Source organism: Paraburkholderia graminis, assembly GCF_003330785.1.
In the GTDB taxonomy this organism is placed as follows: Bacteria; Pseudomonadota; Gammaproteobacteria; order Burkholderiales; family Burkholderiaceae; genus Paraburkholderia; species Paraburkholderia graminis.
This window is the reverse complement of record NZ_CP024934.1, coordinates 1217593-1229728: the sequence shown is the minus strand read 5'-3', so window position 1 is coordinate 1229728 and position 12136 is coordinate 1217593. Positions and strand designations below refer to the sequence as shown.

The window sequence follows — 12136 nt, the reverse complement described above, 5'->3', positions numbered from 1 at the left end:
TAAGCGCCGCGGAGTGAAACGTCCGCTACATAAGGCTTCGAGCGAATCGGCGCTCAGTAGGTGATGACTAGGTGATGACCCTAGGTAGTGCGGCGCGACCTGGGTGGTGCATACGGAGCGCCGTGCGGCTCCATTGCGGTGCGCGCATGTTGCAGGCGTTCGGCAGTCAGGCCGCGCACTTCCGAACGGCTGCCTTCTATATGACGGCCGACCAACGCGACGCTCAGCTCCGTCTCGCGATTGCGGATCGCGTCGAGAATCGCAATGTGTTCGTCGTAGGTTTCGTCGATGCAGTCGCCATAGACGAGATCAAGCCGCCGCATCACGCGGATGCGATCCGTTACGCGCTGCATCGCGGCGCTCAGTTCCGCGTTGTCGGCGGCGGTCACAAGCGCCTGATGGAAGGCTTCGTCGAGCGCGACCATCTCGCGTCCGTCGCGGATACGCTGTGCATGAGGCACTTTCCAGATTGCATCGAGCCGATCGAGCACTTGCTGCACGCTGTCCGACAACGACGAATCGGCGGCAACCAGCCGGCCCACCGCGAAGGTTTCGATCAGCTTGCGCATCTCGTACAGATCTTCGAAGCGCTTGAGATCGATCGGCACGACTTCCCAGCCGCCACGCACATAGCCGCGCATGAGGCCGTCGCTTTGCAGACGCTGCAGCGCCTCGCGCGCGGGTGTGCGCGACACGCCGAAGCGTTCGGCGATGCTGCCTTCCGTGAGCCGGTCGCCCGGCAACAGACGCATCTCGAAGATATCGTCGCGCACGCTGTAGTAGACGTGATCAGCGCGCGATGAGGAAGAGCGGGTTGTGTCGTTCACGCACGGAGCCTGGAATTAACGGATCTTTTGGGCCCCGACTATCGGTCAGCGGGGAAAGATTCGTCAATAGAAAATAAAATCGGCCGCCGGCGTGATCGTCATGCTCCAGTAGATCTTACGAATCGGCTTTGGATACACTCATCGTCGGCGCCGTTCGACGCACGACACTCGCGCCCGCCTGCCTCCGCCGATAGTGGCTGTCGCGCGAAGCGAGCCAATAATACAGCGGCGACGTCAGCAACAAACCGATCAGCCAGGACAGATCCGCGCCGTCCAGGTACTTCGGCACGGGGCCCGCATACATCGGCGTGTTCATGAACGGAATCTGCACGACGATGCCCACCGCGTACGCAATCAGCGCCTGTGGATTGAAGCGGCCGTAGATGCCGCCGTCCACCTGGAAGATCGACTGAATGTCGTATTTGCCCTTGTGAATGACATAGAAGTCGATCAGGTTGATTGCCGTCCACGGCACCAGCACCACCAGAAGCGCGAGCACGAGGTCGACCAGGTTGCCGACGAAGTTCGTCGAAGCGCCAATCGCGCCGTAGCAGCATGCAAGCAGAATCACAATGGACAACACCGCGCGCGCCTTCGCCGTGGGAACCCAGCGATAGGCAAACGACTGCATCGACGTAATCGTAGCCAGCACCGCGCCGTACAGATTGAGTGCGTTGTGGCTGATCACGCTCAACAGGAACAGCACGAGCATCGGCAAGCCGAGCGGGCCGGTGGCCTGCTTGACCGCGTCCATTGCGTCGACGCCGGGCGGCACCGCGAGCACCGCCACCGCGCCGAATGCAAACGCGAGCGTCGAGCCGATCGTGCAGCCGAGGTAGGTCGCCCAGAACGTCGACGCGACTCGCACGTTCGCCGGCAAATAGCGCGAATAGTCGGACACGTACGGAGCAAAAGCAATTTGCCAAAGAGCCGATAGCGACACAGTCGCGAGCCAGCCGGCGAAATTGAATCCGCCGCGAGTCAGAAAGTCGCCAGTGGAAATATGCGTGAAGATATAGCCGAAACCGATAACAATGCCGACGCCGAGCACCCACGTTCCAATGCGGTTCAGGATATGAATGAACCGATAGCCGATGATTCCGATCAGCCCCGAACCCACCGCGCCAATCACAATGCCGATGGGCACCGGCACGCCGGCTTCAATGCCATGCAGGGACTTTCCGGCAAGCACGATATTGGATGCGAAGAAGCCGACGTACATCACACCTGCAATCACAGTGACGAGCAGCGCGCCCCATGAACCGAATTGCGCGCGGCTCTGGATCATCTGCGGAATGCCCATTTGCGGACCTTGCGCGGAATGCAGCGCCATCAGCACGCCGCCCACCGCCTGGCCGACGATAATCGCCACGATGCCCCACACCAGGTTCAAGTGGAATATCTGCACGCCGAGCGCGCCGGTCACGATCGGCAACGGAGCAATGTTGCCGCCGAACCATAGCGTGAAGAGATCGCGCACCTTGCCATGACGTTCTTCAGGCGGCACATAACCAATGGTGTGCTTTTCAATCAACGGTGATGCGTTCGCTTGCGAAGTATTCAAGTTTGTCTCCTAAGCGGCGGAAAGATGGTCCGCGAGGCGGGTCAACATTGCGTCGCAGGCGCTCAGTTGCTCGCTCGTGATGAATTCATCGGGCTTGTGTCCCTGGTCCATGCTGCCGGGTCCGCAGACCACGGTCGGAATGCCCGCCTCGTCGAAAAGTCCGCCTTCGGTGCCGAACGCGACCGTGCCGAATTCGTTCGATCCGCTAATCAATGCGAGAAGACGCGCCGCTTCGCTATCGGGCGAAGTAGCGAGGCCCGGATAAGCGGACAGCGAATGAAAGCGGATGTCCGCGTCTGACTTCACGGCACGCATTTTCGGCAGCAGTTCGCCTTCGGCGTAGGTCTGCAATTCGTCGGCTACCTGGTGAGCATTGAAGCCCGGCAGCGCGCGCACTTCGAAATCGAATTCGCACTCCGCCGGCACGATGTTCAGCGCGCGGCCGCCTTTGATCACGCCTGTCTGCACGGTTGAAAACGGCGGATCAAAGCGCTCGTCGTGATGCTCGGGCTGCGCCAGTTGTTCGCCAATTTCTTCGAGACGGCCGATCATGCGCGCCGCGTACTGAATGGCATTGACGCCGTATGGCGCATACGCCGAATGGCACGGTGCGCCCTTCACATGGCAGCGCATTGCGAGCTTGCCTTTATGGCCGAGCACGGGCTTGAGTTCCGTTGGCTCACCGATCAAACACAAGGCCGGCTTGGGCGTACGCCGTTCGAGTTCCGCGAGCATCGGCCGCACGCCGAGGCATCCGACTTCCTCGTCGTACGAAAAGGCGAGGTGTACGGGCAGCGTCAATTCGCGTTCGACAAACGTGGGCACTGCCGCCAGTACCGACGCGATAAAGCCCTTCATGTCGGCCGTGCCGCGACCATACAGCCGTCCATCGCGCTCGGTGAGACGGAAGGCATCCACGGTCCACGCCTGGCCTTCCACGGGTACCACGTCAGTGTGGCCGGACAGCACGATGCCGCCTCGCTCGCGCGGTCCGATGGTCGCGAACAGATTGGCCTTGGTGCGCTCGGCGTTGTAGAAAAGCTCGCTTTCGACGCCGAGTTCAGCGAGGTATTGTCGAACGAACTCGATCATGTCCAGATTCGATTCGCGGCTGACCGTGTCAAAGCCGATCAACTCGGCGAGCAGCGCGCGGCTGGATCTGTCATTCATTGCCGGGCACTCCGTAGCTCGGCGCGGCGGTCGGGTTCAACGCCCGCGTCAGGTAGTCCTGCATTTGCGGCCGATATGCGCGCCACAAACCGTCGAGTTGACCGATAGGATCGTCGTCGGCCCAATCGACACGCAAGTCGACCATCGGCCAGCTCACGTCGCCCACTATCTTGAGCGCCGCCGAATGCACGGGCCCCGCCTCGCCGCCGGCGGCCATCGCCGCATGCATCGCGGCGAGCAATCTGTCGGCAAGCGCGCCGGAGGTCTGCTCGAACGCCGGGACCATCGCCTCGATCACGTGGACGCCGGCGAGCATGTTGCCCGCGGCGACGCATTGCATTCCCGCGACGGCGTGATACGTGCCCAACGCTTCCTTGCCGCTGAAGAACGCGACGCGGCCCTGGCTATCGACCACCGTCACCTGCCGGTATTCGCTCCACTCGCTCGCGCCGAGCGCGCGGTCGAGCGCGGCGGCGGGATCGAATTGTCCGCTCGCGAGAAGATCGAGAACCTGCGGGCCAAGAGCGGGCAGCGTGACGTTCTGCGTCGCCACCGCGCCGACGCCGGCACGCACCCACGGGCAGCGCGCGCCTACCGCGATGCTCGATGAACTGATCGCGATACCGAGTTGCCCCGTTTGCTGACAACGTCCGACAATAGAGAATGTCATGTCCCGCTCCTTACGCTTGCGGCCGCGTCCATCCATCCGGAATCACGGCGATGACGTCGATTTCCATCAGCCATTGCGGTTGCCCCAACGCGACCACGACGAGGCCTGTCGAAATGGGAAACACGCCTTTGAGCCACTTCCCGACTTCCTGATAAACCGGCTCGCGATAGCGGACGTCGGTTAGATACGTCGTCGTCTTGACGACGTGGGACAGATCGCTGCCGGCTTCTTCCAGCAATTGCTTGAGGTTCTTCATCGCCTGCTCGGCTTGCGCGCGCGGATCGCCGAGTCCGACGAGGCGCCCTTCGAAATCCGTGCCGACCTGGCCGCGTACATAGACAGTGTTGCCGGCGCGCACAGCCTGGCAAAGATCGTTATCGAGCGTCTGGTTCGGATACGTGTCCTTCGTGTTGAACATGCGGATACGGGTATGCGTCGGTTGGCTCATCAATGCACCTTTGAATGCTGGAAATGCAGGGAGAAATGGATCGCGGGTCGGCGTTGGCGTAGCGATCAGCTCACGCCGATCTCGCTGACTTTATGGACGCGTGAAGCGGCGGATGCATCGTTCGAACTATCCGCATCATCCGCGTTGCCGATCGAAGCCTGAGGTTGCGGCCCATCGTAATACGCCAGATATTTGCGCTGCGTGGCGATGTGATCGGCGATGTGCTTCGCGTCGTGCCACACGCCCCAGATAAACGCCGAGCCGCGGCGCGACAACCACGGCAAGCCGAGAAAATAGATGCCCGGCTCTTTCGATACGCCGCGCTGATGCGTCGGCTTACCCTTTTCATCGAACGCGTTGACCTTCAGCCAGTTGAAGTCCACTGCATAGCCGGTCGCCCACACGATCGACGTCACGCCCGCTTCAGCCAGAGCCAGATCGTGCAGCGGATGCGTGACGCACTCCGGGTCGGCCGGAATGATGCGCGCCTCCGGTTCTTGCGGAAGATCGAGACCGTTGCGCTCGGCGTACGCGTCGGCGGCGTCGAGCAGCGACAGATAGTTTTCGTCGCCACGTCTGATGTTTGCTGCGAGATCGTCTTCGAAGGTCACGACGCCGTCGTTGAACGACTTCGTCAGACCAACCAGCGTGACGCCCTGATGCGCGAGACGCCGGAAGTCGACGGTATGACCGCCGCGCGAGCCGCTCACCGCAATCGTGACGTGTTCCCTGCCGGGCTTCATCACTTCGGCGTCCCATTCGCCGAGCACGCCCAGCCACCAGCAGAAGTCGCGGCCGCGATAGGCGCGCGGCGGACGATCATGCGCGCCGACCGACAAATAGACGCGCCGGCCCGCACGCTGCAATTCGTCCGCGATCTGTACGCCCGACGATCCCGCGCCCACTACCAGCACGCCGCCTTCGGGCAATTGCGCGGGATTGCGATAGTCGGCGGAATGAATCTGCGTGAGCGCAGCGTCTTGCGGCGCGATCGGCGGAATGACGGGGCGCTGAAACGGGCCCGTGGCGACCACCACGCGGTTGGCCTGAATGATTCCGTCCGACGTTTCCACGGTGAAGCCAGGCCGCCCCGCATTGCGCACGACCTGCTTCACTTCGACGCCGGTGCGGATCGGCGCGTCGAACTTCTTTGCATATGCAACGAAATAGTCCGCGACCTGCTCCTTGCCCGCGAACGCGTCGGGGTCGACGTCGGCGAACTCCATATTAGGGAAACGATCGTGCCACGCGGGACCGTTGGCAACCAGCGAATCCCAGCGTCCTGTGCGCCAGCGCTCGGCGATACGCGCACGTTCCAGCACCAGGTGCGGCACGCCGAGCTTGCTCAGATGTTCGCTCATCGCGACGCCGGCCTGTCCGGCGCCGACCACCAGCGTATCGATTGACGTTGTTTCCACTGTCATGACTGTGTCCTTCTGAAGAGGCGGAAATACTTTCGTGAAAATCTACTCGCCGGATCAGAATCTGAAAAACATATTAAAAAAATGCAGCGCATCGGTTTTCCCTATGCAGTACTTTTTGACGACCTCACAATCGGACGATTGAGAATCTTGAAGAGAGGGAGTGTTGTCGATGGAGAGTCACCCGTTGCGCTACTCATTGCGCCAGTTGCGCTACTTCGTCGTCACGGCGGAAGCGCTGTCTTTCACGGCGGCCGCGAAGCGTCTGCACATCTCGCAACCGTCGATCTCGACGGCGCTCGCGGACCTGGAAGTGTCGTTCGGCGTGCAACTCTTCATACGGCATCACGCGAGCGGTTTGTCGCTCACGCAAGCGGGGCGCGACCTGCTCGGGCAAGCGCGCAATCTTCTGAAGATCGCGGAAGAACTGCAAACCACCGCGAAGGAAATGGACGGCGGCATGACCGGCGCCATCGCGCTCGGCTGTCTCGTGTCGCTCGCGCCGCCGCTGATGCCCGGACTGATCAGCCGCTTTACCGGCGAGCATGCGGGCATTTCGTTTCGCACGGTCGAGGCGCATCAGGACGGGCTCTTGCGGGGACTGCACGACGGTTCGCTCGATATCGCCCTCACCTACAGCCTCGATCTGACCGAAGACATCGCCTTCACGCCGCTGCTCTCGCTGCCGCCTTACGCGATCCTGCCGCGGACGCATCGTCTTGCACGCGCACGCAAGGTGTCGCTCGCCGACCTGCTGCCCGAGCCTTATGTGATGCTCGATTTGCCGCACAGCCGCGAGTATTTCGCCGCCCTCTTCGACGCGGTGGGCAGCCGCCCGGTGCCCGCGTTCCGCTCGTCGCAGCCGGAAGTGGTGCGCGGCATGGTGGCCAACGGTCTTGGCTACAGCCTGCTCAACTTTCCGCTCAAATCGAATCGCACCGTGGATGGCGAAGAGTTTGTCATCAAGCGCTTCAAGGACAACGTCAACGCAACGATGCTCGGCATCGCGCAATCGCGCACGATGAAGCCGCGCCAGGTCGTGCATCGCTTCGCGTCGTTCTGCGAAAACTACATTCGCCGGCTGCACATCGACGCATGATTTGAAGCACACAATCGCCGCCTTCCAGTACTGCGCGCGTTGCATAGTCAAAACCTTTGCTTTGTATCTGAAAACAATATTTCGGCTTCCAAATTGGCTTGATAGATTGATGTCCATGTCGAGCGCAACACCGCGAGAACCCGCACCGGCGCGCTCTTATCGTGACAAACCGATGGGAACACCATGACCGACCCGGCAACGACGATCGCAGTGCAAGCGCTGGTCGACGACCTGCAAGCGGGTTGCGAAAGGCCCTTCGGCGATGCGCATTCAATGCCGCCCGGCGTCTACACGTCGCCCGAATTTCTCGCGCTTGAAGAGCGCGCGATCTTCCAGCGCGAATGGCAATGCGTCGGCCGCGCGAGTTCGCTCAAAGCGCCAGGCGATTACCTGACGGCGCGTCTTGGCGCACAACCTGTCGTCGTATTGCGCGACGATCAGATGCAGCTCAAGGCGATGTCGAATGTGTGCCTGCACCGCATGTCGGTGCTGCTCGAAGGACGCGGCAACGTGCGCCGAATCGTCTGCCCTTATCACGCGTGGAATTATTCGCTCGACGGCGCGCTGCAAGGTTCACCGCTAATGGACCGGCAACAGGGCTTCTGCAAGGAGAGCTACCGGCTTCCGTCCGTGCGTTGCGAGGAATGGCAAGGCTGGCTCTACGTGACGCTCGATGCCAACGCGCCGCCCGTGCACACGCAACTCGCCGGCCTGAACGAGCTGATCGGCGCATACGGCATGTCGGACTACATCGAAACCTTCCATGAAGAGCACGTGTGGGACACGAACTGGAAGATTCTCGCGGAAAACTTCATGGAGAGTTATCACCTGCCGATGCTGCATCGCGCGACGGTGGGTCCGCATTCGCGGCTGGACGAAATGGAGTGCCCGCCCGGCAGTCCCGCTTTCAACTATCACTGGATCACGAAGGAAGCGTCCTTGCCCATCGGCAACGCGCATCCGGACAACACGCGTCTCACCGGACACTGGCGCAAGACGACGGCGCTGCTCGCGATCTACCCGACGCATCTCGTCACGCTGACGCCCGGTTACTTCTGGTATCTCGTGCTGCAACCGCAAGGCGTGGGGCGCGTGCATATCCGCTTCGGCGGCGGCCTCGCGCCGGAGTTCATCGCGGACCCCGAAGCGAACGCGCACATGAGCACGCTGAAAAAACTGCTCGACGAAGTCAATGCGGAAGACAAACGCGGCGTCGAAGCGGTCTTTCGCGGCGTGCATGCGCCGCTCGCGAAGCCGGGCCACCTGAGCCATCTCGAGCGCCCCAACTATGACTTCGCGCGCTACCTCGCCGGCAGGATCGCCGCGGCGAAGCTCGCACCTTGATGACGACGCAACAAAGACAGGACGCGATCACGATGTCAAACCCTTCCTTCATCTCGCTCTCGCGCGTGAGCAAAACGTATGACGGCGTTCAGCTTGTCGTGGACGACCTGAATCTCGACGTGAGCAAGGGAGAATTCGTGTCGCTGCTCGGGCCTTCGGGGTCGGGCAAGACGACCACGCTGATGATGCTGGCGGGCTTCGAGTCGCCCACTCACGGCGAGATTCGTCTCGACGGCCGCCGGCTCGACGACAAGCCGCCGCATCAACGCGACATCGGCATGGTGTTTCAGAACTACGCACTGTTTCCGCATCTGACGATTGCCGAGAACGTCGCGTTTCCGCTTTCCGTGCGGCACGTAGGCCGCGCGGAGCAGAAGGCGCGTGTGAAGCGTGCGCTCGAGATGATCGAATTGCCGCATCTGGCGAACCGTCGTCCGGCGCAGCTTTCCGGCGGGCAGCAGCAGCGCGTCGCGCTGGCACGCGCACTCGTGTTCGAGCCGAGCGTGGTGCTGATGGACGAGCCGCTCGGCGCACTCGACAAGCGCCTGCGCGAAACCATGCAATACGAAATCATGCGGCTGCATCGCGAGCTGTCGCTCACGATCGTCTACGTGACGCACGATCAGGCCGAGGCGCTCACCATGTCCGACCGCGTCGCCGTGTTCTCCGATGGACGCATCCAGCAAGCCGCCACACCGAGCGAACTGTACGAGAACGCGCAGAACGCATTCGTCGCGAACTTCGTCGGCGAGAACAATGGCTTGACCGGGCGCGTCGTGAATGCGCACGAAGGCTGGGCCACGCTTGCGCTGTCGAACGGCAGCATGATTCGCGGCCGTTGCGAAAACGGCCTGCACGCCGGCGACGAAGCGATGCTCGCGCTGCGCCCCGAACGCGCGCATATTCCGGGCGCCGAAGGCACGCAGCCGACTGAACATGACAACGTCGTGCGCGCGCGCGTCGACGAACTGGTGTATTGCGGCGATCACCATCGCGTACATCTGACGCTCGGCTCGCGCGATTCGATCGTCGTGAAAGTGCCCAATACGCAGCGTCACGCGTTGCCGACACCCGGCAGCGAGATCGACGTCGCCTGGCGCCATGACGACTGCAAGATTCTCGCGATGAGCGCGCGCAGCAGCGCGCCGGCGATTCACGTATCCACACCGCCCTCCCCTTCCATCATCACGACCGCACCAGCAGGAGCCAACTGACATGCGCACTATCATCAAAGCACAATGCGCCGCACTCGCCGTACTCGCATTCGCCACCGTGACCACGCAGGCAGCGGAGACGCTCTCTGTCGTGACCTTCGGCGGCGCGTACGAAGCAGCGGCGAAGAAAGCCTATTTCGAGCCGTTCACGCAGGCGACGGGCGTCGGCTTCTCGACCGAATCGTATGACGGCGGTCTCGCGAAACTCTCCGCGATGGAGCAGGCGAAGAACACCACGTGGGACCTGATCGACCTCGAAACCAACGACGCGATCACCGCCTGCGACGAAGGCCTGCTGCAGAAGTTCGACAAGAAGACGATCGGCAAGACGAGCGACTTCATCCCCGGCTCGATCAGCGATTGCGCGGTCGCGAGCATGGTCTGGTCCACGGTCTATGCGTACGACGCGAGCAAGATGAAGACCGCGCCGAGCACCGTCAACGACTTCTTCGATCTGCAGAAATTCCCGGGCAAGCGCGGCCTGCGCAAGTCGCCGAAGGTATCGATGGAATGGGCGTTGATCGCGGACGGCGTCGCTCCGAAAGATGTGTACAAGGTGCTGGGCACGCCCGCGGGCGTCGACCGTGCGTTCAAGAAGCTCGACACGATCAAGAAGAACATTGTGTGGTGGGAGTCCGGCGCGCAGGCGCCGCAGTTGCTCGCGGACGGCGCGGTCGTGATGACGCAGGCCTACAACGGCCGCATTTCCGATGCCGCGCAGAAGGACAACAAGCCCTTCAAGACCGTGTGGGACGCGCAGGTTTATGACTTCGACTGGTGGGGCGTTCCGACCGGCGCGAAGCATGCCGATCTGGCGGCAAAGTTCATCGCGTCGGCTTCGCAGCCGAAGGCCTATGCGGACCTGTCGAAGTACATCGCGTATGCGCCGCCGCGCAAGGACGCGATCGCGCTCGTCGACAAGCAGCGCCTTGCCGATCTGCCGACCGCGCCCGATAACTTCAAGCGCGCATTGCAGATCAACGCGAACTTCTGGGCCGACAACGCCGACCAGATCAACAAGCGCTTCCAGGTGTGGCTGACGCAGTAACACCATCGCATCGTCCGACGAGAGCCCAACGTGACCACCAGCATGCCCACTGCCGCCCGAGCCACGGCCCCCGGCTCTCCGACGAAAGGCGACGGCCGCGCGTCGTTTAACAAGGCGCGCCGCCGCGCATCCATGCAGGCGCTGCTGCTTGCGTTGCCGCTGCTCGTCTTTCTGCTGTCGACGTTCATCGCGCCGATCACGCTGCTGCTTGCACGCAGCGTTCAGAATCGCGAAGTGCCCGACAGCATGCCCGCGCTCACGCGTGCGCTGAATGCGTGGGACGGTAACGGCGTGCCGGACGAACACATGTTCGCGCTGCTCGCCGCGGGGCTCGCCGAGGCGCGGCAAAGCGGACAGATCGGCACCGTCGCGCGGCGGCTGAACTTCTCGATGCCCGAGTTTCGCAGCCTGTTGATGCGCACCGCCCGGCAACTGCCAACGGACGCCCCGCCCGCGTGGAAGCCCGCGCTCGTCGAACTTGACGAACGCTGGAATTCGCCGGAGACGTGGCGTTTGCTGAAGCGAGCCGCCGCGTCGCCGACGCCCGACTATCTGCTCGCCGCCGTCGATGCGCAGGTGACGCCGCAAGGCGCCGTCGCGTTCGTGCCGGACAATGCGTCCGTCTATCGGGCGGCGTTCGTGCGAACGGTTTCGATCAGCGCGACGGTCACGCTGCTATGTCTCGTGCTCGGTTATCCGGTCGCGTGGCTGCTCGCGAATCTGCCCGAGAAAAGCAGCAACCGGCTGATGCTGTTCGTGATCGTGCCGTTCTGGACTTCGCTGCTTGTGCGCACGACCGCGTGGTATGTGTTGCTCCAACCGGGCGGCGTGATCAATAGCCTGGTGATGAGTCTCGGGCTCGCGACGCATCCGCTGCCGCTCATCTTCAATCGCACGGGTGTCCTCATTGGCATGACGCATGTGCTGCTGCCTTACCTGATCCTCGCGATTTACTCCGTGATGAAGGGCGTGTCGCCGGTGTATATGCGCGCGGCGCAATCGCTCGGCGCGCATCCGTTCACCGCGTTCATGCGGATCTATGTGCCGCAGACGCTGCCTGGCGTCGGCGCCGGCTGCTTCCTCGTGTTCGTGCTTGCGCTCGGCTACTACATCACGCCGGCGCTGCTCGGCGGCGCGGGCGACGAAATGATCAGTCAGCTCATCGCGATGCAGACCAATACGCAGTTGAACTGGGGCCTTGCCGGTGCGCTGTCGGCTTATCTCGTGATCTTCACGGCGATCTTTTATTTCCTGTTCAACCGCATTGTCGGTATCGACCGCCTGCGCTTCGGTTGAGTCGATGAGTCGAACAATCGACGACTCGATCGAAA

General features: G+C 62.3%; 11 protein-coding genes. 5 read left to right on the top strand and 6 right to left on the bottom strand.

From position 1 onward, the window contains the following. Nucleotides 1–80: 80 nt before the first annotated feature. From CUJ91_RS05550 to CUJ91_RS05525, 6 genes are all read right to left on the bottom strand, one after another. Nucleotides 81–827 (bottom strand): GntR family transcriptional regulator, encoded by a 747-nt coding sequence (locus CUJ91_RS05550; RefSeq protein WP_114156002.1) that lies wholly within the window; start codon nucleotides 825–827, stop codon nucleotides 81–83. Nucleotides 828–942: 115 nt separating this feature from the next. Next, complete coding sequence (locus CUJ91_RS05545; RefSeq protein WP_114156001.1) at nucleotides 943–2391, bottom strand: purine-cytosine permease family protein; 1449 nt, start codon at nucleotides 2389–2391, stop codon at nucleotides 943–945. A 9-nt stretch (nucleotides 2392–2400) separates the two neighbouring features. Further along, nucleotides 2401–3561 (bottom strand): acetylornithine deacetylase, encoded by a 1161-nt coding sequence (gene argE, locus CUJ91_RS05540; RefSeq protein WP_114156000.1) that lies wholly within the window; start codon nucleotides 3559–3561, stop codon nucleotides 2401–2403. Beyond that, nucleotides 3554–4231 (bottom strand): DUF1028 domain-containing protein, encoded by a 678-nt coding sequence (locus tag CUJ91_RS05535; protein ID WP_114155999.1) that lies wholly within the window; start codon nucleotides 4229–4231, stop codon nucleotides 3554–3556. The genes argE and CUJ91_RS05535 overlap by 8 nt, the downstream gene beginning before the upstream one ends. Nucleotides 4232–4241: 10 nt before the next feature. After that, nucleotides 4242–4679, bottom strand: coding sequence for a RidA family protein (locus CUJ91_RS05530; RefSeq protein WP_006048278.1), 438 nt, complete (start codon nucleotides 4677–4679; stop codon nucleotides 4242–4244). 65 nt (nucleotides 4680–4744) lie between these two features. Further along, on the bottom strand, nucleotides 4745–6103 hold the full coding sequence (locus tag CUJ91_RS05525) for a flavin-containing monooxygenase (RefSeq protein WP_114155998.1): 1359 nt from the start codon (nucleotides 6101–6103) through the stop codon (nucleotides 4745–4747). A gap of 169 nt (nucleotides 6104–6272) precedes the next feature. Between CUJ91_RS05525 and CUJ91_RS05520 the strand changes: the two genes are divergently transcribed. The 5 genes from CUJ91_RS05520 to CUJ91_RS05500 all read left to right on the top strand — a co-directional run bounded on the left by CUJ91_RS05520 (nucleotide 6273) and on the right by CUJ91_RS05500 (nucleotide 12101). Continuing rightward, entirely contained in the window at nucleotides 6273–7199 is a 927-nt protein-coding gene (locus CUJ91_RS05520) for a LysR family transcriptional regulator (RefSeq protein WP_029969870.1), read from the top strand. 183 nt (nucleotides 7200–7382) lie between these two features. After that, on the top strand, nucleotides 7383–8543 hold the full coding sequence (locus tag CUJ91_RS05515) for an SRPBCC family protein (RefSeq protein WP_114155997.1): 1161 nt from the start codon (nucleotides 7383–7385) through the stop codon (nucleotides 8541–8543). A gap of 32 nt (nucleotides 8544–8575) precedes the next feature. Further along, entirely contained in the window at nucleotides 8576–9757 is a 1182-nt protein-coding gene (locus CUJ91_RS05510) for an ABC transporter ATP-binding protein (RefSeq protein ID WP_107710311.1), read from the top strand. A gap of 1 nt (nucleotide 9758) precedes the next feature. Continuing rightward, nucleotides 9759–10805 carry an ABC transporter substrate-binding protein gene (locus tag CUJ91_RS05505; protein ID WP_114155996.1) on the top strand — a complete coding sequence of 349 codons (1047 nt, stop codon included), beginning with the start codon at nucleotides 9759–9761 and terminating at the stop codon, nucleotides 10803–10805. 42 nt (nucleotides 10806–10847) lie between these two features. After that, entirely contained in the window at nucleotides 10848–12101 is a 1254-nt protein-coding gene (locus CUJ91_RS05500; RefSeq protein WP_053857785.1) for an ABC transporter permease, read from the top strand. Nucleotides 12102–12136 lie beyond the last annotated feature (35 nt).